The organism is Glutamicibacter sp. 0426 (assembly GCF_001906485.1).
In the GTDB taxonomy this organism is placed as follows: domain Bacteria; phylum Actinomycetota; class Actinomycetes; order Actinomycetales; family Micrococcaceae; genus Glutamicibacter; species Glutamicibacter nicotianae.
Map to the genome: position 1 here is coordinate 1,094,682 of NZ_MPBI01000001.1, position 25,922 is coordinate 1,120,603.

17 protein-coding genes are annotated in these 25,922 nt (G+C 57.6%); 5 read left to right on the forward strand and 12 right to left on the reverse strand.

All coding sequences use genetic code 11. The annotated features are described in order from the left end of the window. Positions 1-78: 78 nt before the first annotated feature. The 3 genes from BKX98_RS05210 to BKX98_RS05220 form a co-directional block, all read right to left on the reverse strand. The gene (locus tag BKX98_RS05210; RefSeq protein WP_073706357.1) at positions 79-2,181 is read right to left on the reverse strand and encodes a catalase; all 2,103 of its coding nucleotides are present in this window, start codon (positions 2,179-2,181) and stop codon (positions 79-81) included. A 232-nt stretch (positions 2,182-2,413) separates the two neighbouring features. Continuing rightward, positions 2,414-3,634, reverse strand: a complete 1,221-nt coding sequence (locus tag BKX98_RS05215; RefSeq protein ID WP_038991574.1) for an ammonium transporter — start codon at positions 3,632-3,634, stop codon at positions 2,414-2,416. Between the two features lie 261 nt (positions 3,635-3,895). Then, positions 3,896-4,555: a hypothetical protein gene (locus BKX98_RS05220; RefSeq protein WP_073706358.1), complete on the reverse strand. Its 660-nt coding sequence runs from the start codon at positions 4,553-4,555 to the stop codon at positions 3,896-3,898. 67 nt (positions 4,556-4,622) lie between these two features. Here BKX98_RS05220 and BKX98_RS05225 point away from each other — a divergent pair, with 67 nt between their 5' ends. Beyond that, positions 4,623-5,333: a DNA-3-methyladenine glycosylase gene (locus BKX98_RS05225; protein WP_369826759.1), complete on the forward strand. Its 711-nt coding sequence runs from the start codon at positions 4,623-4,625 to the stop codon at positions 5,331-5,333. Between the two features lie 70 nt (positions 5,334-5,403). Here BKX98_RS05225 and BKX98_RS05230 read toward each other — a convergent pair whose 3' ends face one another. Both BKX98_RS05230 and ftsY read right to left on the reverse strand, forming a co-directional pair. Beyond that, complete coding sequence (locus tag BKX98_RS05230) at positions 5,404-7,590, reverse strand: acyltransferase family protein (protein ID WP_158024658.1); 2,187 nt, start codon at positions 7,588-7,590, stop codon at positions 5,404-5,406. A 682-nt stretch (positions 7,591-8,272) separates the two neighbouring features. Further along, positions 8,273-9,454, reverse strand: coding sequence for a signal recognition particle-docking protein FtsY (gene ftsY, locus BKX98_RS05235; protein ID WP_066137952.1), 1,182 nt, complete (start codon positions 9,452-9,454; stop codon positions 8,273-8,275). Between the two features lie 176 nt (positions 9,455-9,630). Between ftsY and BKX98_RS05240 the strand changes: the two genes are divergently transcribed. Beyond that, positions 9,631-10,866 (forward strand): MFS transporter, encoded by a 1,236-nt coding sequence (locus BKX98_RS05240; protein WP_073706361.1) that lies wholly within the window; start codon positions 9,631-9,633, stop codon positions 10,864-10,866. A gap of 242 nt (positions 10,867-11,108) precedes the next feature. Here BKX98_RS05240 and BKX98_RS16975 read toward each other — a convergent pair whose 3' ends face one another. Beyond that, positions 11,109-11,261, reverse strand: a complete 153-nt coding sequence (locus BKX98_RS16975) for a hypothetical protein (RefSeq protein WP_158024659.1) — start codon at positions 11,259-11,261, stop codon at positions 11,109-11,111. Here BKX98_RS16975 and BKX98_RS05245 point away from each other — a divergent pair. After that, positions 11,251-13,212, forward strand: a complete 1,962-nt coding sequence (locus tag BKX98_RS05245; RefSeq protein ID WP_073706362.1) for a cell wall-binding repeat-containing protein — start codon at positions 11,251-11,253, stop codon at positions 13,210-13,212. The genes BKX98_RS16975 and BKX98_RS05245 overlap by 11 nt on opposite strands. Before the next feature lie 269 nt (positions 13,213-13,481). Here BKX98_RS05245 and smc read toward each other — a convergent pair whose 3' ends face one another. Further along, on the reverse strand, positions 13,482-17,054 hold the full coding sequence (smc, locus tag BKX98_RS05250) for a chromosome segregation protein SMC (protein ID WP_073706363.1): 3,573 nt from the start codon (positions 17,052-17,054) through the stop codon (positions 13,482-13,484). Positions 17,055-17,203: 149 nt separating this feature from the next. On the opposite strand from smc, the gene BKX98_RS05255 reads away from it, so the two are divergent. Next, complete coding sequence (locus BKX98_RS05255) at positions 17,204-18,019, forward strand: serine hydrolase (RefSeq protein ID WP_038991448.1); 816 nt, start codon at positions 17,204-17,206, stop codon at positions 18,017-18,019. A 26-nt stretch (positions 18,020-18,045) separates the two neighbouring features. Here BKX98_RS05255 and mutM read toward each other — a convergent pair whose 3' ends face one another. From mutM to BKX98_RS05275, 4 genes are read right to left on the reverse strand one after another with little or no spacing between them, the layout of a single operon-like run. Further along, positions 18,046-18,975, reverse strand: a complete 930-nt coding sequence (gene mutM / locus BKX98_RS05260; RefSeq protein WP_073706364.1) for a bifunctional DNA-formamidopyrimidine glycosylase/DNA-(apurinic or apyrimidinic site) lyase — start codon at positions 18,973-18,975, stop codon at positions 18,046-18,048. 10 nt (positions 18,976-18,985) lie between these two features. After that, positions 18,986-19,684, reverse strand: a complete 699-nt coding sequence (rnc, locus tag BKX98_RS05265) for a ribonuclease III (RefSeq protein WP_083586627.1) — start codon at positions 19,682-19,684, stop codon at positions 18,986-18,988. A gap of 3 nt (positions 19,685-19,687) precedes the next feature. After that, entirely contained in the window at positions 19,688-19,891 is a 204-nt protein-coding gene (gene rpmF, locus BKX98_RS05270; RefSeq protein ID WP_013348816.1) for a 50S ribosomal protein L32, read from the reverse strand. A gap of 2 nt (positions 19,892-19,893) precedes the next feature. Then, positions 19,894-20,457 (reverse strand): DUF177 domain-containing protein, encoded by a 564-nt coding sequence (locus BKX98_RS05275; RefSeq protein WP_073706472.1) that lies wholly within the window; start codon positions 20,455-20,457, stop codon positions 19,894-19,896. A 382-nt stretch (positions 20,458-20,839) separates the two neighbouring features. Between BKX98_RS05275 and BKX98_RS05285 the strand changes: the two genes are divergently transcribed. Next, the gene (locus BKX98_RS05285) at positions 20,840-22,075 is read left to right on the forward strand and encodes a CDP-glycerol glycerophosphotransferase family protein (protein ID WP_073706367.1); all 1,236 of its coding nucleotides are present in this window, start codon (positions 20,840-20,842) and stop codon (positions 22,073-22,075) included. Between the two features lie 82 nt (positions 22,076-22,157). Here BKX98_RS05285 and BKX98_RS05290 read toward each other — a convergent pair whose 3' ends face one another. Further along, a complete protein-coding gene (locus tag BKX98_RS05290) occupies positions 22,158-25,793 on the reverse strand; it encodes a CDP-glycerol glycerophosphotransferase family protein (RefSeq protein WP_143181026.1) in 3,636 nt (1,211 codons plus the stop codon). Positions 25,794-25,922: the final 129 nt, after the last annotated feature.

Genomic DNA, 25,922 nt, shown 5'->3' on the forward strand with positions numbered 1-25,922 from the left:
GAAGGCCAAGTCCGGCGCGGCAGGCGCAGCGAACCCTGCGCCTGCCGCGCCGCACGCCGTTCCAGCTTGGCCGCGCTGCTACTCGGCGACTGGGAAGCGCTCCCACGCGCGGTGGGTGGAAAGCAGCTGCTCCGCGCTCTCGGCAACCGCGGGAATCTCAACCAGGGCAATGCCCGGCGCGTCATCCTCCAGTCCCATTGCTGGCAGCAGGCCGTCGGATAGCCCGGACAAGGTGATGATGGCCTTGTTGTGCCGGTAGGCTTCCGCGACCAGCAACGCCACCCGCGGGTCGATGGGAACCCCGCCGGTTCCCGAGGCGCCGGCCTTGGCATCCAGGGAAACCGCGGCATCCGGGGCTGGCGGCAGCGGGCCGATCAGCACCAGCGCATCGAATTCGATGGAGCGCGCCGTCAGGTAGGTGCGGTCAATGGGCAGGCCCGGGGCCGCCTCGCCGCCGGAGGCCGAAACGAGCAACGGGGACATCCCCCGCTCTTTGAGCGCTTTGGCAATTGCCGGCACGTGCTGGTGGTTGCCGCTGTTGAACACCACACCGACCTTGCGCCCGTCCACCGGCCAGGTGTTGCCGATCTGCGACAGCGCCGGGCTGGCCACCGGCTGGCCCAGCGGCTGCACTGCCGGCGCCGGCAGTCCCAGTGCCTGGGCGACACCGGATGCCAGCTCGGTATCGATCTTGGCCAGGCATTCCACCTGCCGCTGGCGCATCGCCGCATCGGTGCACTTGCCCAGCTCGAAGGAGTAGGCCTGCTGCACATGGGCGCGCTCAACGGCCGAAAGGCTGATGTAGAACAAGCGGGCCTGGCTGTAGTGGTCCGAGAAGCTGGCAGGCTCCGAACGCACCTTCTTCCCGGAATCAATTGGCTGCGGGAAGTCCAGCGGCGGCTGCTGGCCGGAAACCACCTGGGACATGTAGGGGCAGCCGCCATCCAGCGAATTCGGCTTGTACGGGGCGATGCCCTCGGGCACGCGGTGCTGGTGGAAGCCGTCGCGGAACATGTCGTTGACCGGCGAATCCGGAGAGTTGACCGGGATCTGCGCGAAGTTCGGTCCGCCCAAGCGGGTGAGCTGGGTGTCCAGGTAGGAGAAGAGCCGTGCCTGCAGCAGCGGGTCGTCGCTGATGTCGATGCCGGGAACCAGATGCCCGGGATGGAACGCCACCTGCTCGGTCTGCGCGAAATAGTTCTCCGGGTTGCGTTCCAGCACCATCTTGCCCAGCGGCTGCACCGGGGCCAGCTCTTCGGGGACGAATTTTGTCGGATCGAGCAAATCGATTCCCTCGAATTCCGCCGAACCGTCGTCGGGGAAGATCTGCACGCCCAGTTCCCATTCCGGCAAGGCCCCGGCATCGATGGCTTCGGCCAGATCGCGGCGGTGGAAGTCAGGATCCGCACCGGCGGCCAGCTGGGACTCCTCCCACACCAGCGAGTGGACCCCGAGCTTGGGCTTCCAATGGAACTTCACCAGGGTGGAAGCGCCTTCCTCGTTGACCATGCGGAAGGTGTGCACGCCGAAGCCTTCCATCATGCGCAGCGAACGGGGTATCGCCCGGTCGCTCATCTGCCACATCACATGGGCCTGGGCAGGGGTATGCAGGGAGACGAAATCCCAGAAGGTGTCGTGGGCGGATTGCGCCTGCGGGATCTCCGTATCGGGATGCGGCTTCGCGGCGTGGACGAGGTCCGGGAACTTGATCCCGTCCTGGATGAAGAACACCGGAATGTTGTTGCCCACCAGGTCGAAGATGCCTTCGTTGGTGTAGAACTTCGTGGCGAAGCCGCGGGTATCGCGGGCGGTGTCCATGGAACCGCGGGATCCGACCACGGTGGAGAAGCGGACAAAGACCCTGGTCTGTTTTCCCGGCTTGAGGAAGTCGGCACGGCACAGCTTGCCGGCATTGCCGTAGCTGGTGAACGTGCCGTGGGCGCCGGCGCCGCGCGCATGGACAACGCGCTCGGGAATCCGCTCGTGATCGAAATGCATGATCTTCTCGCGCAGGTGGTGGTCCTGCAGCAGGGTGGGGCCCCGCTCGCCGGCTTTCAGCGAGTGATCGGTGTCGTTGACTTCAGCGCCCTGGGTCGTGGTCAGGTACTCGCTGTCCTGTCCGGTGCCGGACAGCACCGGCTTTCGCCCGTGAGTTGATGGCTGTTGTGGTCCGCTGGTCATGGCACTCTCCTTATTCGCAGGAATGATCGGCTGGTAAGTGCCACGCTAGGGTCCTTCGCGGTGCCGATGCCACCGGGCAAGCTGATTCCCATGGTTTGCACATGTGCCAGCTGGCGCATCGGCAAATGCCAAGACCGCCGGTGGCTGCATGGCCCACCGGCGGTCTTGTCGGACGTTTCAGAAACGTCCTGCCCCTCGTGCTTGTACTGCGTTATTTTCCAGATTCCGCTCCTTACTTGGAAACCAGCTGGTATCCATTTTCGTTGTGTTCGGCCTCGTCGATCCCGGCAATCTCGATGTCTGCCGTGACACGCCATGGGCTGAACTTTCCAATAACCGTTGCGATGACCCAGGTCATCACCGCGGAGAATGCCATGACCACGATCAGGGTGGCAGTCTGGGCGATCAGCTGGGCTACGCCGCCGCCGTAGAACAGGCCGCCGGCGCTTTCCTCGGTCGGCAGTGCGAAGAAGCCGAGGAACAGGGTGCCGATCAGGCCGGCGACCAGGTGCACGCCGACAACATCCAGCGAGTCGTCGTAGCCGAGCTTCCACTTCAGGTTCACGGCCCAGGCGGCACCGGCTCCGGCCAGCACGCCCAGCAGCATGGCGGCCCATGGGGCAACGTCGGCGCAGGATGGGGTGATGGCTACCAGGCCGGCCACCAGGCCGGAGGCAACGCCCACCGAGCTGGGGCGGGAGCCGCGCAGCTTCTCGACCAGGATCCAGCCGAGGACTGCGGCACCCGGAGCTGCCAGGGTGTTGACCCAGATGAGCCCTGCCTGCTCGACGGTGGTTGCCGCCCCGGCATTGAAGCCGAACCAGCCGAACCACAGCAGGCCTGCACCGAGCATCACCAGCGGGGTGTTGTGCGGCTGCGGACGGTCGTGGAAGTTGTGGCGCTGGCCGAGCTTCAGGGCCAGGACCAGGGCTGCGATACCTGCGTTGGTGTGGACCACTGCGCCGCCGGCGAAGTCGATGGCCTCGCCGAAGATGCTGCCCAGGAAGCCGTCGGCGGAGAGCAGGCCGCCGCCCCAGACCCAGAAGGCCACAGGTGCGTAGACCAGGGTGACCCACAGCGGCACGAAGAACAGCCACGGTGCGAAGCGCGCACGGTCGGCGATGGCGCCGGAGATGATGGCCACCGAGATCATGGCGAAGGTTCCGGCGAATCCGGCGGCGAGCAGCTCAGACTGCTCGGTGTTGTGCATGGCGAAATCGCTGATCGGGTTGCCGACAATCCCGGCGATGGCTGGTTCTCCGGCGGAGAACGAGTAGCCCCACAGCACCCAGACGACTGCGGTGATCGCCGCGGCGGAGAAGCTCATCAGCATCATGTTCACTACGCCGGTGGCGCGAGTCATGCCGCCGTAGAAAAGTCCCAGTGCCGGTGTCATCAGCAGCACGAGCGCGGCAGCTATCAGGATCCATAAGCTGGCAACATCCAACTCCATCTGGATCACGTCCCCTCAAGTTATTCGGTGTATCGGTGGTGATAGGACTATTGAACTAACCCGATGTTTCCGAACACTCGCTGCTTCGTTTCCGCTATGTATCAAGTTCTTGCCGGGGGTAACGGTTGCTTCTCGGCAATGTTTCCATGCCGTTTCGAACAGTTCACGGTTCTGCTGGCGGCCGGTTAAAACGGGCAGCCCGGCATCGGCAGAAAGTATTTTCTGCCGATACCGGGCTGATTGCGCTGACGCCGCGTGCGGCTACAGGCGCTTGATTTTCACGACCTGGAACTGCGGCACCGTGGTTGAGCCGCCGATGGTGGTGTCGTAGCTCAGCGAACCGGTAACCGTGGCGGTGATTTGCACGATGTCCTCGGCCACGATGTCATCAAGCACCTTGCAATCCACCAGGCCGTCGCCGGCGGTGAACATCGAATTGTGCTCGTAGTCGTATTTGCCGACGTGCGCGTGGCTGAGATCAGCGCGGAAGGTGCAGGGACCGGTCGCGGAGTCGAACTGCGTGACCCGCCCATAGACGATCACGTTCTCGTCGATGTGCGCGTCCGGCTTCTTCACGATCTGCGCCAATTCGCGCTTGGTGATTTTCCGGGCCTTGTTGGCCTTGGCTTTCTCCGCCTTGGCCGCGGCTTCCTTCTCCTTCTTCTCCTTCGCCTTGCGGGCTTTCTCGGCTTCTTCGGCAGCGACGCGTTCTTCTTCGGCTGCGCGAAGCGCTGCAGCTTCGTCCTGGGCCAGGGCCAATTGCGATTCCGTTTCGGTCAGCTGCGCCTGAAGCGTTTCTACTTCTGCGGCCATTGCCGAGCTTGAAGCCTGCGCGGCCTCGAAATCTTCCGTGGAGACGCCGCAGGCGGCCAGCGAGAGAATTCCGGCAAGTGCAGTTGCCGTCAGAATGGACTTTTTCATGGTCCACCTCCATTTCACGAGTGCGAGTTACTTGAACCCCCAAGTTCCAAGTAAAAAGAATCGTGGCATGAGCCAGGGACAATTTGGCTTCAGCAGGCACACTGGAGACATGGACCGCACTTTCTTCTTGCCCGATGCGCTCAGCGTTGCACCGCAATTGCTCGGGGCCGTACTCACGGTGGATTCCGCCGAAGGAACGGTCAGCGTGCGCATCACCGAAACCGAAGCGTACATGGGGTTGGGCACCAGTGGCCCCTACGATCCGGGCAGCCACTCGAAAGACCGGAAAACCGAACGCAACGCATCCATGTTCCTGGACCCCGGACATGCGTATGTGTATTTCAGCTACGGCATGCACTATGCCCTGAATTTCGTTTGCTCGCCGCCGGGCATTGCCTCCGGGGTGCTGATACGCTCAGGCGCAATTACGTCTGGGACAGAACTGGCACTGGCCCGCCGGCTCGAGAAACGCCCAGCCCGCTACTCGCACAATCCCATCCCGGAGGTCCAGTTGGCCCGCGGACCGGGGAACTTGGCAGCTGCGCTGGGACTCACCAGATTGACGCACGATGGATTGGACCTGTTCTCTCCCCCATTTGCCATCCACGCCGAGCCCAGCGCTCCGGCAGCGATCCGCACCGGGCCACGCGTTGGGGTAGCCGGGATAGCAGGCGGGCCGCAGTTCCCGTGGCGATTTTGGCTGCCCGGAGAACCAAGCGTTTCCACCTATCGTCCAGGCCGAGATGCTCCTGCATCAGGGAGAAGCACTGCAGAATGACAATGGGCCCCGGTTACGACGCATTGAATGCGTCGTAACCGGGGCCCACCAGGCGATGCCCGTCCGATGCCTATGCGACTCGGAACAGCTCCTTGGAATCCAGTGCCTTCTTCAGGCGCGATTCCAGGGTCGGCGACAAGGAACCTGCAAAAGTTTCGCTCAGGTGCGAGTGGTCCCAGTACGCCACGATGCCGCCTACCACCGAATAGCAGCGGTCTTCCTCGCACAGCTGGTCATTCATGTCGATCTGCACTACCGACGGATCTTCAAGGGCCTTTACGGCATCCACTTGCGGATCCATCGGGATCCAATCGTCCGCATCACCGGTGCACTCATCAGGGTCATTCGGGTTCGATGCCACGCAGTCTGGAACATTGTCCAAAGTCTCCCCGGGCCACGAGGTATCACGGATCACCGCGACGTCCGCCCCAGTATCCGACCACTTCTCCAAGATTTCCTCGTAGGCCTTCTGTGCCGGCTCTTCGGTATCCTTCATGCTGTAGCCGCTGACCGGCACCGATTGGCGATTCGAGCTGATCACCAGGTCGTAGTCTTCTTTCTCAATCTGCTCGCTCACCCAGGTACCCAGTTCAGTACACCCGGCTGTCTTCGACTCCGAATCAAATTTCTGTGGTTCAGCCATGATGGCACAGCGGTTGGCAACGTAAGTGTCCAAAGTCCAGCCATGTTCCTCTACCAGCGGTTCCAAAGCGGGGAACCATTGGGCGGCATGCGAGTTGCCGACCAGCGCGACCTTAATGTCTCCGTCGCCGTAGCTGCATACGGGACGTTCTTTGAAGTCGGTGCTCTGGCTTGCAAAGCAATCGTCCTTGTAGACAACTGGCTTGTCCGTTTTAGCCGCGATCGGCGCAGGGGCAACTACGTCGTAATTGCCTATCGCTTCTTGTTGCTGATCGCAATCTTCGGCCAGGGCGGCTGCTCCGAAGCACTCTGGACCCACGGATTTCTCCACTTGGGCCAGTGCCTTATCCACGTCCCGCGCATCGTTCATGACCCGGGCCGTATTCATATAGAAAGCGCCGGAAAGCAAGGCCAGAATCAGGCTTCCGGAGACCAGGAAGCGCGGTGCCGAAAGCACAACAGAAGAATCAATGAATTTGCGGAACCGAACTTCGACAAGCTTCTGGGTCAGCACTGCCAAAGACAAGGTCAGGACGAGAGCCAGGATCTTCTGCGGCCATTTGAAATCATCAACCATGAACGGCATCAAGACCAGCAGCGGCCAGTGCCACAGGTAAATGGCATAGGAATTATCCCCAAAGAACTGGAACAGCTTGGAGTTCAGCAGGACATTCGGAGAATACCTGTGGGTGGAGTGGGACAGCAGAAGCAAGGCTGTGCCGAATACCGGGATGACGGCAATGTAGCCAGGGAATGGCATGTCTCCAGTGAAAGCCAACGCACTGAAAGCAATGGCTAGTAGACCGCCCCAAGCGCCAATCAGACTGACAAGGTCGCGCTTTGCCGCATGCAAACGTGGCCCCAATGCTGCGACGAGTGCGCCAGCAGCGAATTCCCATACGCGGGTGAACGTGGAGAAGTAGGCGCTTCCCGGCTCGACTGCCGTCGCATAGATCGAGTAGCCGAAGGACAGAACAAACACGGCACTGATTCCTGCCAGCGCCACGGTCGCTGGCTTAAGCCCAAACTTGACTGCGGCAAAGATCAGCAAACCAATCAGCACCGGCCAAACGAAGTAGAACTGCTCTTCAGCAGATAATGACCAGAAATGCTGGAAAGGACTTGGTGCATCGCCTTCGGCTAGGTAATCGACTTTAGTCAGAGCCAAGAACCAGTTTTGGAAGTAGAACGTTGCAGCCACTGCCTGCAACCCCCAGTCCTGCCAGACCGTGGTTGGCGCAAACATCCAGATGGCCAGGACGCTGGCGAAGATCACCAAGAAGGATGCAGGGATCAGGCGTTTCACTCGCCGCATCCAGAAATGCGCAACGTCCGCGAGATTCTTAGGTGGTTTGGAGATCAGGTGCGAGGTAATCAAGAAACCAGAAATCACGAAGAATACATCGACGCCGACAAAGCCCCCAGGGAGATAGTGTCCCCAGAAGTGATACAGCACCACGATGCCAACGGCTATGGCACGAAGCCCCTGAATATCGGCGCGGAATGCCTTGGCTCGCGAATCCCGGTTCACGGGAATCGGCAGGTCTTGATTCGACGACACGTCGGTGTGAGTCCTTTGCCAGATCGATCTTTCTTGCAAGATTTCTGGATCCATTGAGCAGAACCCCGAATGCCTCGCATGGCAGTGGAGATGCTCAATGCCCCAGAACATCTTTATCGAAGTTACCTGACCGCTTTCTGCAAATTATTGTGCGATTCCCGGACAAAGCAACACGAGATCACTTGTATCAAATGAAACTTCTCCTTGCTGACAAGTAGTTTTAGCTACATGTACGAAACCCGCGCATACGAGTTCGGCTCCTCGGCCGCATGAAAAGCATCACGGCGTGTCGCGATGCAGTGTGTCTGCTGAATTCCGAACTAATGATCTATCAACGTGCACCAGCAGGCAGCTTGCACCACCGCGACCTTGTCGCGGCAGGTTTTCGGAGCCCACGCTCCCGGGCGAATGTTGGCACCGCGTCTCATGATGCTTGCATTATCCGGAACGCACGCGCTGGCTCCGTTCTCAATCCACGCGAATAGATCCATATTGAATTCCAACCGCGTTGCGAATAATTTGCCATTGAGTGGCACACCAGCGCCCCTGCAGTAAGCGAATACGTCGTAGCACGCAGGATCCGGCAGCACCCCGCACAGAGGCCTTAATGCCCTGTGAGCCGCACGTAGTACCGACGGTTGATCAGACGACCGCCGAAAGTCCTTATAATCAAAGGTCTCCCCGCTATTTCAAGTAGCGGGGAGACCTGGAAATTGTGGATTTTTCGATTAGGCGGTTAGCCTTCGAGCAGTGCGTCCACGAAATCTTCCGGGTTGAATGGAGCAAGGTCGTCCGGGCCTTCGCCCAAGCCGACGAGCTTTACCGGAACGCCGAGCTGGCGCTGGATCGCCACGACGATACCGCCCTTGGCGGTGCCATCGAGTTTGGTCAGCACGATGCCCGAAACGTTGACGACTTCGGAGAAGACCTTGGCCTGCTGCAGGCCGTTCTGGCCGGTGGTCGCGTCGAGGACCAGCAGGACTTCGTCAATGGTGGCCTTCTTCTCGACCACGCGCTTGATCTTGCCCAGCTCGTCCATCAGGCCGACCTTGTTCTGCAGGCGGCCGGCGGTGTCGATCATGACAATGTCGACTTCCTGGTCAATGCCGGCGGAAACAGCTTCAAAGGCAACGGATGCCGGGTCGGCACCGTCAATCTCCGAGCGAACGGTTGGCACGCCTACGCGGTCGCCCCAGGTGGCAAGCTGCTCTGCAGCGGCAGCACGGAAGGTGTCTGCGGCGCCCAGCAGGACATCCTTGTCTTCAGCGACGAGAACTCGGGCCATCTTGCCGATGGTGGTGGTCTTGCCTACGCCGTTGACACCGACAACCATGATGATGCTCGGGCGGTCCGGGTGCGGTTCAGGCAGGTAGCTGCGGTCCAGGCTCGGGTCGACCAGCTTGAGCAGTTCCTCGCGGAGCATGGCCTTGACGCGGGCCGGGTCCTTGCTGCCTTCAATCTTCACTCGTTCGCGCAGCGCGTCGACAAGCTCAAGGGCAGGTTCGGTACCCAGGTCTGCCATCAGCAGGTTCTCTTCAATCTCTTCCCAGACATCCTCGTCAATCGAGTCTTGGCTGAGCAGGGCCAGCAGGCCTTTGGAGAACATGTTATTGGACTTGGTCAGTCGCGCACGCAGGCGGGCCAGGCGGCCCTGCACTGGTTCAGGAACATCGAGCTGTGGCGCAGCCGGTGCGGCAGGTTCCTGGACTGCGACGGGCGCATCGCTTGCTCCGGCAGTGTCCGCTGCGGCATCAGTATCGCCCTCAGCGCTCTGGCCGGTTGGCAAGTCGTCTGCATCGCGCTCTGACGTATACGGAGTCTTGGGCTTGCGGCCCTTGGTGACGAAGGCAATGACGCCAATGGCCACCACGGCAACAACCGCGACAATGATGATGGTTAATATAAGCGAATCAGACACGCTTTAAATCGTCTCATATCTCCAACGATTTAGGGATCATGTGGCACTCAGCACCAGCGAAAGCGTATTTGGCATCCGGGGCTAGACTGGCAGGTGGGCTGATTTGCCCTACACGTCGTTCCAGAAAGGCTGACGGTTGCTGCCCGCTTGTCGGCAGAACCATCTCTCCAATAGACATGGCATTGAAAACCACCCGTACCACCAGGCCGCCGATCCCCCAGGAGATTGGCGTGCTGCTGGTAGCGGCCTTCATCATCGCCCTGGGTTTCGGGCTCATCGCCCCGATCCTGCCCCAGTATGCGGTGAGCTTTGATGTCGGCAATGCGGCCGCCACAATCATCGTCAGCATCTTTGCCTTCACCCGCTTGATTTTCGCGCCGGTAGCCGGAGTGCTGGTAGGCAAGCTGGGCGAGCCAAGGATCTACGTCACCGGCGTGCTGCTGGTGGCGTTATCCACCTTGCTCTGCGCGGTGGTGCAGGACTACACCCAGCTGTTGATTGCCCGCGGCCTGGGTGGATTCGGCTCAACCATGTTCACCATTTCGGCCATGGCGCTGATTGCACGTCTGGCTCCGGAGAAGTCCCGTGGCCGCATCTCGGGCCTGTACGCCGGCTCGTTCCTCTTGGGCAATGTCTTTGGCCCGGTTCTCGGGACCCTCCTCGCCCCGCTGGGCATGCGTGTTCCCTTCCTGATCTACGGAACCGCCCTGGTGATTGCCGCGGGTGTGGTCTACATGGCGTTGGGCCGCCGCCGTGAACTGGATGCGGATGCCGCCAACCCGCGCTCGCGGAAAACGGATATCGAGGTCGTGACCACGCGCGAGGCGCTGGGCTCCCCCGCCTACCGTGCGGCACTGTTCTCCGGGTTCAGCTACGGCTGGCTGGCGTTCGGCGTGCGCAACAGCATGATCCCCCTCTTCGCCTTGGCCGTCTTCGGACAAGGCATGGGCGCCACGGCGGCCGGGATTTCCATGACGGTGTTTGCCATCGGCAATGGTTGCGCGCTGATGTTCTCCGGCCGCCTGACCGATAGCATTGGCCGCAAGATTCCTATTGTCCTCGGGATGAGCATCCTGCTCTTGTCCATTGGCGCCATGGGCTATTCGACGTCCCTGGTTGGCTTCATCGTCTTCTCAGTGCTGGCTGGTCTTGGCGGTGGGCTGCTTGGCCCAGCGCAGCAGGCATCCGTGGCTGACGTGATTGGTTCTGGACGCAACGGCGGCAAGGCCCTGGCCGGTTTCCAGATGTGCACCGATCTCGGCTCCATTATCGGTCCGCTATTGGCCGGTGCCATGGCGGATATGATCAGTTTCCAGTTGGCATTCAATATTTCGGCAGTGGTTGGCTTGGTCGGGGTGATTGCGTGGCTTCTGGTTCCGAAAACCATAAAGCCGGTGAAATTGACTGAATAGGCAACTTCGTTTGCACTGTTTTTCAGTCTGAATATTAATTCCCGGAATCTTGCCGGAAAACATCGGGTAGATATACTGGCAAAGGCTTTTGCCATGTCACTTGCACTCAATTTTTCAGGGGAATCCATGCCGGCACTCCGGACACGACGATCCAAAGCCCTATCCATTGCGGTCGTAGCCGCACTTTCCATCCCGCTCTCTGCGGGTCCGGGTTTCGCTGCGCCAGCGGAAGAACCCTCCACTCAAGCAAGCCAGTCTCCTACTGCCGCGGCTACCGCGACAGACACGCCGGAACCGTCTTCGACGCCATCTGAAGCGCCGGAGCTGACCGGGACCGGCGACAAGGTTGCTGAGTCCACGGCGCCAACGCAGAGCACATCTGCAGTGGCGGCCACGCCAGCTGCTGAGGAAATCTCCACCGCACTGTCCAAGGGTGAAGATCTTTCCAACAAAGAGCGTTTGAAGCTGGCCGACAAGGCGCTGGACGAACTGGAGATGGAGCACCTCGATGCCCAACTGGGGCAAGGTGCCAAACGAATCGCGGAAACCGGAGACGCCACCGTCCCCACCGTGGCCGAGCTGGCGGATCTCGCGCAGCTGGCCTCGGATGATGCTGCCGCTTCTATTCCCTTCGATGTCGGTGCACCCGCTTCCCTGGATGAGCTGCGCACTTGGCGTCCGCCGGGCACCCTCGGAATCGATGTTTCCCGCCATCAAGGCACCGTGAACTGGTCCACCGCCAAGGCAAACGGAGCACGCTTCGCCTACATCAAGGCCACCCAGTCATGGCCTTCTTCTTTGTACAAGGACCCGAAGTTCAGCCAGAACTACACCAACTCGCGCAATGCCGGCCTGATCCGCGGTGCGTACCATTTCGCCATGCCTGCCCATTCGTCCGGCGCTGCACAGGCCAAGGAATTCATGGCCAACGGCGGGGGCTGGACCAACGACGGGTACACCATGCCGCCGTTGCTGGATATCGAGTGGAACCCGTACAGCAAGACCGCTTACCCGCAGGGCAAGGGCGATAAGTGCTACGGCATGTCCCCATCGGCAATGGTCGCGTGGATCAAGGACTTCGGCAACACAGTCAAGGCCAAGACCGGCCGCCTGCCGATGATCTACACTGCCCAGTCTTGGTGGGATGAGTGCACGGGTGATTCCGAAGCGTTCAAGTCCTGGCCGCTGCATGTGTCCATTTTCCCGACCGCTGACGTCGCGAAGAACCCCCGAGAGCTTCCCGAAGGCTGGACCACGTTCAACGTCTGGCAGTATTCTTCCAACTCCAATATGCTGGGCTCGACCAATAACGTGGATGCCAACGTGTGGAACGGCGACCTGACCTCATTGCGCGACTTCGCAAAGAACCGCCGCAGCACCGCTTACAAGTTGACCACCAGCTACTTCGGCAATGCGGATGTGTGGCCAACCCGTTTGGGCCCGTCGCGCATGTCTGGTGCCAACCGCTACGGAACTCCTGTTGCGATCTCCAAGCGCACCTTCCCCTATGGAGCGAAGACTGTTGTTGTCGCTTCAGGCGAGCACTTCGCCGATGCGCTGTCGGTCACCTCGCTGGCCAACCGCCACAACGCTCCTTTGCTGTTGACCAAGCAGGCGTACCTGCCCAGCGAGGTAGCTGCGGAAATCAAACGCCTGAATCCTTCGCGCATCATTATTGCAGGTGGCCCGACCGCAGTCAGCAGCAAGACGTTCACTCAATTGAAGAAGTACGCACCGGTATCGCGTGAAGCGGGAAGCACCCGTTACGGAACCAGCGCCGAGATCGCTACGAATTGGTCCTCTGCGAAGAACGTGTTTGTTGCCTCGGGACGTTCGTTCCCTGATGCCCTGTCCATGGCGGCAGTCGCGGCGGACCGCGAGGCTCCGTTGCTGTTGAGCAGCAAGAAGTACGTCCCGAGCGCCATCCTGAAGCAGCTGAAGCGCTTGAATCCTTCCACCGTGTATTTGGCCGGCGGACCACTGGCGGTTTCCAAGACTGCGGAAAACCAGATCCGCAAGGCGGTTCCGAATGCCCGCATCGCCCGCTATGGCGGCGCAACGCGATATGACACCAGTGCTGTCATCGCCAAGGCCTTCTGGCCCAATGGTTCACAGCGACAGTTCATTGCCAACGGCAAGAACTTCCCAGACGGGCTCAGCGGTGCTGTTGCGGCAGGCTATAGCGGAGCGCCAATGCTGCTGGCCAAGAAGACCTGCCTGCCTAAATCAATCGGCTCTGCCCTGACCAGCATGGAAGGCTGGACCAACGTCCTCATTGGCGGACCGCTGGCTCTGGATTCAACAGTTGCTTACCGGAATGACGGAAAGCTCAATACGTGCTCGTAGGCATGGCGAATTAGCCGTCGCACAGTAAGGAAGCTCGTAGTTGCCGCTAGTGGCAACTACGAGCTTCTTTGCTTTGTATGATGTCGTCGAGCGGATCGAAGCTAGCCGGGCGGTTCCGTGAGCCGACGTACCGCCTCGCTTGGCGAGCATCTTTGCTGATAAATCCGGTGGCCGCTGCATGATTGATGCAAACCTGAAGATTCGGGCTCTGCTACACCTTCACCCATTTTGATTCGTTTGCCTGGCGTATCCCCGCCCTGCCGCACGAGCTACGAAGTCACAACGCGATCCATCTTCTGGCTGATGACCGTGGAAACTCCGTCTCCGCGCATGGTGACACCGTACAGCGCATCAGCCACTTCCATGGTCTTTTTCTGGTGGGTAATCACAATCAGCTGGGAGGACTCGCGCAGTTCTTCAAAGATCGTGATCAGGCGACCCAAGTTCATATCGTCCAAGGCCGCCTCAACTTCATCCATCACATAGAACGGCGAAGGGCGCGCCTTGAAGATGGCGACCAGCAAGGCGACGGCAGTCAGCGAACGCTCGCCACCGGAGAGCAACGAGAGCCGCTTGATCTTCTTGCCGGCCGGACGCGCTTCCACCTCGATACCGGTGGTGAGCATATTCTCCGGATCAGTAAGCACGAGCTGTCCCTCACCGCCTGGGAACAGGCGATCGAAGATCCGTTTGAACTGCACGGCTGTGTCGTTGTAGGCCTCGGTGAACACTCGTTCAACGTGGGAATCAACGTCAGCAATGATCTGCTGCAAATCCCCGCGGGACTTCTTCAAATCCTCGAGCTGGCCTGACAGGAACTTATGGCGCTCCTCCAAGGCGGCGAATTCTTCAAGTGCCAGCGGGTTGACCTTGCCCAGGGCCGCTAAGTCGCGTTCTGCTTTCTTCAGCCGCTTTTCCTGCTCCACGCGATCATAGGCCCGGGTACCGACAGGGTTCCCGTCTTCGTCAACGCTCTGCCGCAGCGCACCCCACTTGTCATCTTCATCTACAGCTTCCGGAATCAGCTGGTCTGGACCATAGTTGGCAATCAGATGATCGGGGGTGAATCCCAGTTCTTCCAGTGCCTTGGTCTCAAGGTTCTCAATACGCATCCGCAGTTCTGCACGGGCCATCTCGTCGCGATGCACGGCATCCGCAAGCCGAGCGAGCTCTGCGGAGAGCTGTTCCGCTTCCCTGCGCTGGCTACCCAGCATGGATTCGAGTTCGGTTTTCTTGCCGTCGAGCTCTTCGCGTTCTTGGCCAGCCATGGATACCGATACTTCAATGAAACGCAGAACGCGTTCAGCTGCTTGCTCAATGCGGTTCGCATTGATGGCCTGGGCCTTGCGCTGTTCAGCACGCCGGGCAGCGACTTCGCGGTGATTTCGCTCGGCGGCCGCAGTGCGGCGCAACCCCTCGATGCGTGAGCGCAACGCAGAAACTCGCTCTTCGCTGCTGCGCAAGGCCAGACGGGCTTCCAATTCCTGCTGGCGTGCGGCGGCCGCGGCATCGGCCAGTGCTGCCCGGGCCGCGTCGTCCACGGTTTCCTCGTCTTGATCGGTCGAAGCAAGTTCCATGCGCTCAGTAATCTCTTCCAGAGATTCCTGCTCAATTTCCAGCTTCTCAAGCGTTGCTTCGAGCTTTTCTTCCAACGCGGATTTATCCGATTGCGCGCTCCGCAGCTTCTGCCCGAGACGTGCCAGATACGACGACAGTTCATCAATTGTCGCGTCTGATTCCGTTAAAGCGGACAAGGCGTCTTCGCGCTGTTGCTGGGCGACGGAAAGCTCTGGACCTCGTTGGGCCAGTCTTTGTTCAACTGATGAAAGTTCTTCTTGGCACTGGGATAGTTCGTTTTCCGTCTGTTCTACCAACGCCTGTTGAGCGATCAAGGAAGCGCCCGCTGAATCTCCCACAGAGCTGCGTAATGCGGAAACAGTTATGCCGTCCAAGGTGGTGAGCAAAGCCGACGGGTGCTGCGCCAATACTGCCGGCGCTTGGCTCATCTCCTCAATGATGTAGTGGCCAGCAAAAAGCTGATCAAGCAAACTGTCCAGGGCACTCTCGGCAGCGACAACTTCACGAGCGCTCACGGCGTTAGCCGCGCCAGCCGCAGTAGCAACCTGTGAAGACAGCTCTGCGTGCAGGAAAACCTGGCTGGCCTCTTGCTGTCGCAGCTCTTCGATGAGCTCCAGCGCGTTGCCAAGGTTCTTGGCTACCAATGCTTCGGCGTTCTCACGCAATATCGCGGCGATGGCCTGTTCGTATCCGGGGTTGACCGTAATCAGCTCGCCCAAACGCCCCAGGAGCTTGCCAGCAGCTGAACGAAGAAGCTGAGCGGACTGATCATCTGGTTTTGAGTTCAGCTTCAGGGCATCAAGGCGTGCGCGCAGTCCGGAAACACGCACAGATAGCTCGCGTTCCCGCTGGCTATCGATGTTGTGGGCTTCTGACAATGCTGAATGTTCTTGATCCGCACTCTCGAAATCCTGATTCAGCTGTGCTTCGCCAGCTAGCTGTTTTTCAAGATCGGTGGCGACTTCGGCGTGAGAGCGCGAATCCAATTCAAGATCCGAGTCGAAGGAACGGGCACTTTCCTGAAGGCGAGATATCTCAGCACGAGTTACGTCGACACGACTACGTGCGGAAGCCACCTGGGAGGCTAGCCGGGACATACCCTCGCGGCGATCCGCTGCAGCACGAAGCATGGCAGCCATTCGTTGTTGTTCAGCCCGCGAAGCTTCCTCTGCCTGCTCCTTAGCTTCAACGGCTTCAGCCAGGATCTCATGGCGGTCTTCAAGAGCTTCTTCTAGTTCCTCAAGTTCTGCGCTCATTCGCTCAGCTTGGGCTTCCAACCGCTCAGGATCTCGGCTGGAATCGAAATGAGTTTCGTTGCTTTCCAGCAATTTCGCTCGTTCACGAGCCAACGCGGCCAGCGAGCGGTACCTTTCTGCCTGGGTGCTCAGCGCAACCCATGTTTCCTGAATCTGCCCAAGACGCGGGGTTATGGTTTCCATCTGGGAAGCGAGTTCTTCGATATGCTTCTTGACGCGTTCCAGGCGCGCAGTAGCCTCTTCTTGCTGAGCTTGGATCTTTGATTCGTCATCGATGTCTTGTGCAAGCTTGTTATTCAGCGTGACCAAATCATCAGCGAGCAAGCGGGACTTTGCGTCCCTGACATCGAGCTGAACCGTCTGCGCGCGGCGAGCAATTTTCGCCTGCCGTCCCAACGGGGCCAATTGGCGCCGCACCTCAGCGCTCAAATCCTCAAGGCGATCCAGGTTTCCCTGCATTGCCTGCAGTTTACGCAGAGTTTTCTCTTTGCGCCGACGGTGCTTGAGCACGCCGGCCGCCTCTTCAATGAAGCCACGCCGGTCTTCGGCTGTTGCGTGCAGAATGCGGTCCAGCTGCCCCTGCCCGACAATCACATGCATTTCCCGCCCCAGGCCGGAGTCCGAGAGCAGCTCTTGAATGTCCAGTAGACGGCACGAGCTTCCATTAATCGCATACTCGGATCCGCCGGTACGGAATAAGGTGCGGGAGATAGTGACTTCTGCATAGTCGATGGGCAGCTGGCCATCTGCGTTATCGATGGTCAAGGAAACGTGGGCACGTCCAAGCGGTGGGCGACCCGACGTGCCAGCAAAGATCACGTCTTCCATCTTGCCGCCGCGAAGTGTCTTGGCACCCTGCTCCCCCATGACCCAAGACAGCGCATCCACCACATTGGATTTGCCCGAGCCGTTAGGCCCGACAACAGCAGTGACACCGGGTTCGAATTCAAAGGTGGTCGCCGACGCAAAAGACTTGAATCCGCGAACGGTGAGAGTCTTCAGATGCACGGCGTGAAGTTCCTAAGTTTGGGTCGAATGGCTAAAGTTGGGTTGGGCATCCAAACCCAATCCTTGTGGCAATTCTAGCGAAGCGCAGTGGGGATTTTCTGGTTGTGCTCGCAAAATCCAAGGACGAAATTCGAGGGATAGATCATTCTATGAGCATTCTGACGCAGATTGACCAGTGGCCAAGTGACAATGCGGTTTCCGTGGTAGTCAACGGCAACGGGGCAATCATTGACCAGCACGGTGATACTGCACGCGTTTATCCCTTGGCCTCGGTGACGAAATTGCTCAGTGCCTATACGTTCTTGGTAGCGCTGGAAGAAGAAGCCATAACCCTCGAAGATCCTGCAGGGCCAGAGGGTTCCACGGTGCACCACCTCTTGGCGCATACAGCCGGCTATGACTTCGATTCCGAAGCGATCCGCTTTGCCGTAGGGACCAAACGCGGCTACTCGAATTTCGGATTCGAGAAGCTCGCAGAGCATTTGGAGCAACAGACTGGAATCAGCATGTCCCAGTACGCACAAGAGGCTGTCTTCGCTCCCCTGGCCATGGCTAGCACTGAGATTGCCGGCAGCTGCGCGAAGGATGGGCGTTCCACGGCCGCGGACTTGGCAAAATTCGCAGCTGAGCTATTGAACCCAACTATCGTGGCGCAAGAAACATTGCGTGACGCAACGCGTGTTCATTTTGAGAACCTTGCTGGAATTCTGCCTGGCTATGGGCGTCAGAACCCTAACGATTGGGGCCTCGGGTTTGAAATCCGTTCGTCCAAATCGCCACACTGGACAGGAGCAAACCATCCGCCATCGACTTTCGGACATTTTGGGCAGTCCGGCACATTCCTCTGGGTGGATCCCGAGCATCGTCTGGCCTGTGTGACGCTCACTGATAAGAACTTTGGACAGTGGGCCGTTGACGCTTGGGCACCTTTCAATGAACAGGTGCTCAATTCTCGCATTGCATAGCCTGCGACAAGTTCTCGATGTGCCAGCTAGCGTCGTGTGCGACGTGGACGTGGCTGGCACACGGGACAGCTGTATGAGGAACGGCCCATAAACGGATCGCGCCGAATCAACGATTCTCGTCCGTTCTCCTCGCACCGCAAACAGACCTTGCCTTCACGCCCATAGGCGTTCAATGATCTGGCGAAATAACCGCTGGCACCGTTCACATTTACATAGAGGGAATCAAAGCTGGTACCGCCAGCTGCAAGGGCGCGCGTCATCACATCAACCAAGGCATCGTTGAGGCGTTGAACCTCAGTACGCCTAATTGTTGCGGTACTGCGCAATCCGGACAGGCCTGCTTGCCACAGTGCCTCATCCGCATAGATGTTGCCGACGCCTGAAATGATCCCCTGGTCCAGAATGGCCCGCTTCAATTCAGTATTCTTTTTGCGAAGCGCGACGTACAGATCCTCGGGATTGCGGTGAGGATCCATGACGTCCCTGGCGATGTGTGCAGCCGCTAATGGGATCGATGCCTGTAGCGAACCTGCGCCGGCAGGCAACCCATCTGGTGTTGCTATGACAGGCGACAGGAACATTCCGCCGAAGATTCTCTGGTCAACGAAGCGCAGTTCGCTTGGGAAGCCAGATTTATTGCTCAATGATAGGCGTACTTTTAGATGCTTCTCATCGGGAGCATCAGGCTCTTCAACAAGAAGTTGTCCGCTCATCCCCAGGTGAGCCACCAGAGCCGCAGGGGTAGCCAAGCCGTCCAAGTCCATCCAGAGGAACTTGCCCCTGCGAACTACAGAAGCTATTGAACAACCGCTAAGAGTCTGTTCGAAATCTTCAACACCGTCGGTATGGCGGCGGACAGAACGAGGGTCCAGCACCTGAACAGTGTGCACCGTTCGAGTGCGAACCCACTTGTCCAGGCCTTCGCGGACGACTTCAACTTCTGGCAATTCTGGCATGCGCTAAATGCTACCCCTTGGGTAGCTGCTCACCAGGATGCAGCATTAGCCAAGTCTTGTGTGCCGCTTCCTGCTCGGCTTCTTTCTTGGACGGCCCATGCCCCTCGCCATATACCTTGTCACCGATGAGGAGTTCAGCGAGGTAGGTACGTGCATGGTCGGGACCGGAACCGGTGACCTGGTATTGCATCTCGCCTAGCTTTTGAGAGGCTACTTCTTCCTGGATTACAGTTTTCCAGTCGGTGGTGGCGCCCAACAGCCTAGGATCTTCCAACAGTGGCGTGACGAAACGAAGCACAAACGAGCGCGCTGCTTCCATGCCTTGGACCAGGTAGGTAGCTCCAAGGATGGCTTCCATGGTGTCTGCCAGAATGGATGATTTGTTTGACCCGTTGGACTGCGCTTCGCCACGCCCAAGGAGCAGATGCTCCCCCACATCCAGATCGCGGGCAATCATGGCCAAGGCGCGGGTGCTGACGATAGCTGCTCGTCGCTTAGCAAGATCGCCTTCTGGCAGAAGCGGGAAAGTCGCGTACAGGTATTCTGCAACGCAGAAGCCAAGAATTGAATCGCCCAGGAACTCGAGGCGTTCGTTCGTTGGAATGCCACCGTTCTCATATGAAAAGGAGCGGTGAGTGAATGCAAGACGAAACGTCTCGGAATCAATGTTGATTCCGAGACGCTTCATAAGTTCTTCTTTAGAAGACATGTCTTAGACGTCTGCGACCTTGCGACCCTTGTACTCAAGGAACAGTTCGGTACCAGCCGAGTCGGTGACAACCTTAGCCTGGTGAGGCAGGCTGTAGGTAACGCGACCGTTTTCAACGGTCTTCACCAGGTTCGGTGCGGTAGCCTTCCACTGAGAACGGCGGGCACGAGTATTCGCACGGGACATCTTCCGCTTTGGAACAGCCACGACTACTTCTCTTCTCTCTTGTCTGACGTTTTATCGTTTGTCGCATCCTCTGCAACAATGTCGGACAGCTGCGCTAGCGCTGCCCAACGTGGATCCAGGATCTCGTGATCATGCTGGGGGTCTTCGTTGAGGCTGATTCCGCATTCACTGCAGAGCCCCAAGCAATCTTCCCGGCAAACCGGCTGGAACGGCAGGGCGGTAACCACTGCGCTCCGTAGTACCGGATCGATGTCAATCAAGTCACCGACCACCCAATACTGATCCACATCATCATCGTCTTCGAATTCTTCGCTCTCTTCATAATAGAAGAGCTCCTGAATATCAGCCTCGAAATCGTACTCGATGGGCTCCAGGCATCGTCCACATTCCCCAGCAATCTGCGCTGTAGCGGTACCCGATACCAGAATTCCCTCATGCACGGCTTCAAAGCGAAGATCTAAGTCAAGCTCAGATCCTCCACGAATACCGATGAGTGCATTTCCCACATCTGCGGGCGCCGGAACCTGCTCTTTGAGAGTTTTCATCGAGCCAGGCGAACGGCCGAGCTCCCTGGTTGAAAAAACCAGAGGCGAGTTGCGATCGAGTTCGCCGTTTGGCGATCGATCAGAACGCTTTTCGCTAATGATGACTCCTATAGAAACATAGTCCGACATTTCATCTTAGCTTGCCGTAGGCCAAGTTCCCAAACTCAAACCAGTTCTGGGTCGCGATTTGGAAGTTGCACTCATCACATCTTATCTCAACAATTACATGCTTTGTGCCTACTGCAACATCAGTTCCCAATACGACCGTACGGTCTTGGACTCGTGCCTTACCTGAACATACTTTGAACAATAAAACTGAAGATTCGCGTCTTTGAATGCTCCTTTAAGCATGTCGACAGTATCCTGCGAAGCCCAAGTCATATGCTTAGTCCTAGATCCAAAAATCAGTGGCAAAGGAATTTCCATGAAGGTACTCAAGACCTTGAACAATGCGGCGACGTACGCCGGTCGACGCCTCGTCGCGCAACAGCACCGCAAGTTCATCAACCGTCATGCCACCGAGCTCTTTCATGCGCCTAGCGGCGAAGACCGGTACCAGGTTGCCCTCTATTTCGCGGATGCCATGGTTAACGCTTATCAAATCCGCCAATGGTACGAACCTCTGAAGCAATTGGCCAAACGCGTACCAGTGGTCATCATCACACGACTGCCTGAGTCGGCTTTGGCGTTACGTGAGGAATGCGCCATTCCAGTCCATTACGCACCGACAATCGAAGACGTTGAAAAACTCGTTAATTCCCAAGATTTGCGTGTTGTGTTTTACGTCAACCAAAATATTCGCAATTTCCAGATGATGCGCTTCAACGCACCGGATCACGTCTTCATCAGTCATGGTGAGAGCGAAAAGGCCTACATGTGGTCGAACCAGCTCAAAGCCTACGACTACGTCTTTTCCGCTGGGCAGGCTGCGCGCGATCGCCTGGGTCTTCATCTGCGCAATTTCGATGCCGGCCATCGTACCCGATTGATCGGTCGACCGCAGATCGACGTAGATTATTTGGCGCCGTACTCGATCAACCACTCATTGCCCACCGTACTTTACGCTCCAACGTGGGAAGGCGATCGTCCTTCTATGAATTACGGTTCCCTCTTATCGCACGGGGAAGGGCTCATTGACGCGCTGATCAAAGACGGCGGATTCAACATAATCTTCCGCCCACATCCGCGTTCTGGCATCAATTCTGCGCAATATGGACAAGCTGTGGAACGAGTTCGAGATAAGCTCAATTCAGCAAATTCGACAGCAACTGGTCGACTCCTATTTGACGACACCACCCATTGGGGCTGGCAGTGGGTCCAATCTGATATTTGCATTACGGATATTTCTGCAGTGGCCTACGATTTCCTTGCGACAGGCAAACCGATGTTCGTTACCACTCCGGTTTCTGAGGAGGCGACTATCTCTGATTCCCCGGCTCTGAGCAAGGTGCCGTCCCTAGCAGCTGCACAGTCCGCTGATAGCCCTGCGTTGATTCGTTCAGCACTATTGGAAGAAAATGCTGGGTTCAAAGAAGTTGTCGAGTACTATTTCGGTGACGTTGCCAAGGGCGCCAGCATGCAGCGCTTTATTGATGAATCTCTGAACTTGGTCAACGGCCACGCGGAGGTTTCGCACTTCCCGGGCCGGCGCGCAGCCTAGGTGTTCGAATCCAACGAAGAGGTGTGTTGAAGAGTCTATGATTCTTCAACACACCTCTTTCCAGTTTGGCCGTCTTTGACGACTAGGAATTCACCAAGCTAAGCAGCTCCTCAAATTGTGCAAGCGCGTTGTCCTGGTACAACTGTGCGTCAAAAACCTTCTCGGCTTGGTAGCCATCCAAGAAGGCCTGCATGCCCTTGACCAATCCTTCGGCCGAGTTTTCGACAAGTTGCCCGAAACCGCCGACGAGCACGCTATGCGATCCAACAACATCGGTTGAAATTGCAGGTATGCCAAGCATCATGGCTTCTATCATTGCCAGTCCCTGACCTTCATAGTCAGAAGAGAAGACAAAACAGTCAGCGGTCTTCAGTGTTGGGAAGGGGTTGGCCAACAAACCGGTTATGACCACGCGCCCGGTCAGTCCGCGTACCTTGATCTCCGTTTCCAGGTCACTGCGAAGCGGGCCATCACCAATCATCAACAACCGAGTTCCTGGATGATCCGCGTTAATCTTCGCGAACGCTTCAAGCAACTTCATTTGTCCCTTTTCAGGAGACAACCGCGCCATGTTGGCAAAAACGGTTAGCCCATCGCCCTCGAAACGATGCACCGGATCCGATGCCTCAGACCATTCCAAAGGCTTGCGCAGATCCAGCAAGTTCTCCGACACGGTGAACTTGCCAGGATCAAGCCCAAATAGCTCGCTCAGTTGCTGCTCGTTCTGCTGGCCAACACTTTCAGTTACAGAAACCAACCGGTCATAGTGACGGTAAGTGGCGAACAGTCCCGGCATCGTACCGAAGCGCAGTTTCCACTCCCCTACCATGTCGTTGTGCAGGTAAATGTAGTTGCGCTTCGCATGAGTATGAGACGCGGCAAATAACATAGCCCAGAATCGCGAGTATCCTTCGAAATCGATAGCAACGTCAAAGCGTGCATCACCGAAAGAACGCTGCATTTCGCGTTCCATCGTGTTCAGGTGGATCTGTTCAGCTACAGGCGAGTCGAAACCACGATGTGCGTGATAACCGTCGGAAACCCAACGTTCTTCGGCGGACATGATCGTTGCGCCGGCGCGTGGAAGAATCTTGACATGTTCAGGAAGCCCGTTGAGAATCTCCAATGAATCCGTATTGCTTCCAACGGCGCCCATGTCAACAGCAACAGACACCAAGTACTTCTCGGGATCCAGCGAACCGATCAAATTGGTGAATGCTGTGGCGATGCCATTGGGCTTAAAAGGACCTTGGTAGAACAGCAGCTTGATCCGCTCGTCTTGCGGTGCGTCAAGCAGGTTGCTTTCGTCATCCAGGAAGAAGAAATCGATGACTCGCTGAGTGGCATTCCCATCTTCCATCGACGCAAACTCAGCCACGTTCTTCTCGAGGTTCTCGTGTACACCGAGATCCCCATCGCCAAGTTGGCGATGAAGCTCCAAGCATACTTCTTCGATTGAGTCCAAGACGTTGCCAGGCCATGTAGAGCGTTCGAAGTACAGACCACGTTCAGCCTCATAAGCGTCGAAGTCCGGCGTGTAGAAAATGATTGGCTTCTTAGTTGGCAAGAAGTCGTAGAAGATTGAAGAGTAGTCGGTGATTAACACATCGACAACTGCCAAAAGCTCGTTAGTGTCGATGGATGCAGGCACGACGGTTGCATCCAGGGCTGCATCACCAATTAGTTGTTCAGCGAAACGGTGTGCACGGAACAGCATGTGGTGCTCGCCTTGCGACATTGCAGCCAGGTCCTCGACTAGGCCATTGACATCATAAGACCGATCTTTGAGCTGGCCTCGCCAAGTCGGCGCAAACAATACGATTTTCTTGTCGTTGTTTGGATCAACACCAAGAATTTCTAGGATTTCGATCCGACGTGCTTCGCTCATATTGATCATCTGGTCTATTCGAGGGCTGCCGGTCAGGGCAACCTTCGCCGGGAACAGGCCGTCAAGGTCATGGTCAGTACTTAGGGTTTTCAGCGTGTGCGCATTGGGGACCATCAAGTGAGTAGTTTGAAGGAAATTGCGCTGAACGTTTCGGTGCTCGGCAACGCCGTCTTTGACGAGCTTACCCATGAACTTCAAAGGCGTACCGTGCCACGTGTTCAAAACTCGTTGACCCTCGCGACGGGCAAAGTATGTTGGGAAGGTTGCGTTATTCACCAGGAACTTGGCGGTTCCTAGCAACCGGATGTATTTGTCAGAATGCTGCTTTATGACCGCAACGTCCGGTTCTAGACTCAGCTGGGCTGGAACCTCTGAATAATCGTTATATACCCACGCGAAACGGAAGTCATCAAAACGTGGGTCCTTTCGCATCTGACGGAAGATTGCCAGCGGATGGCAATGGACATTCTTTCCGTGTGACGATTCGAATAGAACTAGTTTCTCGTCCAGTGGCTCTACTTCTCGCGCATGGATAGCCAAGGCTCCACGTCGACGGCCCACTCCCTTCAATGCGTTGCCCAGGCCTGCCACCGAGATCTCAGTGAAAAGCAGCATGCCGGCATAGTATTCACAAGCTGATTCGAACATTCCTAGTTGTGAGAAGGCCTGCCCAGCTTTGGCTTGCCACTGACGCTCAGTTGAGGACGAATGCCACAAAGCTGACGCATATGCAGAAGCGGCAGTTTCCCAATCTCCTCCAGCAGCTGCAATCGCACCTCGCTGACGATGGTAATTGGCACGTGCGCCAGCGGACTTGGAGCCTTTGAAGCTGCTGCCAAGGTATCCCCAGGCTTCTGCCGCTTCGCTGAATCGGGTACTGGCTTCCACAAATTGGCCGAGTTGCATCAGTCCGTGGGCATAACGGAACAACGCAACGGCTGGTTCAATTCTCTTCTGCTCTGGCAATAGGTCAACAAATTCAGAGAAACAGGCTACCGATTCAGTCTGTTCGCCCGCCCGAGCGAGTACTCGACCGCGGGCATAACCAGCCAATACCCGCTCTTCAACCGTGTCCGCGAAGTTCTCGGCTCGCTGGAAGTATTCGTTGGCTTGGCGGAATTCGAAGAGTCTCGCCGCGGTTTCGCCGGCACGGAAATTCAGCAGATATAAGTTCGTTGCGCTGGAAGTATTCTGCAGTTCGAGCTCATAGGCGTCCAGTGCACGATTCCAGTCTTCTTCGTTTTCATGAATTTTGCCTACGCCCACGTTCAGAACGGTCTGTTCGGTTGAACGCAACACAGCGTTAGAGTATGCGTTTTGGGCTTCCGTGGATTGACCCAGGTCTTCTAAACAACGACCAAGCCCGTACCAGTACTTGGGTTGCTGGTCATCGAGGTCCAATGCCTTTTGGAAGTACGCCTCGGCCAGCTCAAAACGGGACATGAAGGATGCTGCTTGGCCAGTCAGGAACATCCAATTTGCGTCGTCAACATGCTGGCTTTCGTATTGCAGCCGGACATCCAATTCACGCCAGCGTTGCCCGGTCTCCAACAGGAACTTGGCTATAGCTGCCGAAGCTGCTGGATCGCTCGGGAAATCTGCCACCAAACCGTCAAGGATTGCTGATGCGAGATCGGATTTTCGAGCCAGACGAGCGCAACGTGCCCAACGAATCCGCCATGTGATTTTGCTTGGGTCGCCTTCGCAAGCAGCTGCAAAAAGTTCTAGCGAACGCTCATATTTTTTCATTCGCTGCATATTCGATGCGAGCGTTTGGATCCACCCGTACCGATGCGGCTGACGAGCTATGGCAGATTCAAGCTGATTCATGGCAGCCTGGTACTGCTTGCACTTGTACAAGCTGAATCCGTAGCGGAATTGCACTTCAGCAGACTTTGTCAGGCCCGTCTTAAGTGCCTGACCATAGTAGATAGCCGCGATACGGTATCTGCCTAGTCG

Excerpts from the sequence above, each read along its gene's own strand:
- BKX98_RS05210 (WP_073706357.1), bottom strand. The coding sequence starts at position 2,181 with ATGACCAGCGGACCACAACAGCCATCAACTCACGGGCGAAAGCCGGTG.
- BKX98_RS05215 (WP_038991574.1), bottom strand. The coding sequence starts at position 3,634 with ATGGAGTTGGATGTTGCCAGCTTATGGATCCTGATAGCTGCCGCGCTC.
- BKX98_RS05220 (WP_073706358.1), bottom strand. The coding sequence starts at position 4,555 with ATGAAAAAGTCCATTCTGACGGCAACTGCACTTGCCGGAATTCTCTCG.
- BKX98_RS05225 (WP_369826759.1), top strand. The coding sequence starts at position 4,623 with ATGAGCCAGGGACAATTTGGCTTCAGCAGGCACACTGGAGACATGGAC.
- BKX98_RS05230 (WP_158024658.1), bottom strand. The coding sequence starts at position 7,590 with ATGGATCCAGAAATCTTGCAAGAAAGATCGATCTGGCAAAGGACTCAC.
- BKX98_RS05240 (WP_073706361.1), top strand. The coding sequence starts at position 9,631 with ATGGCATTGAAAACCACCCGTACCACCAGGCCGCCGATCCCCCAGGAG.
- BKX98_RS05255 (WP_038991448.1), top strand. The coding sequence starts at position 17,204 with ATGAGCATTCTGACGCAGATTGACCAGTGGCCAAGTGACAATGCGGTT.
- mutM (WP_073706364.1), bottom strand. The coding sequence starts at position 18,975 with ATGCCAGAATTGCCAGAAGTTGAAGTCGTCCGCGAAGGCCTGGACAAG.
- rnc (WP_083586627.1), bottom strand. The coding sequence starts at position 19,684 with ATGTCTTCTAAAGAAGAACTTATGAAGCGTCTCGGAATCAACATTGAT.
- BKX98_RS05285 (WP_073706367.1), top strand. The coding sequence starts at position 20,840 with ATGAAGGTACTCAAGACCTTGAACAATGCGGCGACGTACGCCGGTCGA.
- BKX98_RS05290 (WP_143181026.1), bottom strand. The coding sequence starts at position 25,793 with ATGAATCAGCTTGAATCTGCCATAGCTCGTCAGCCGCATCGGTACGGG.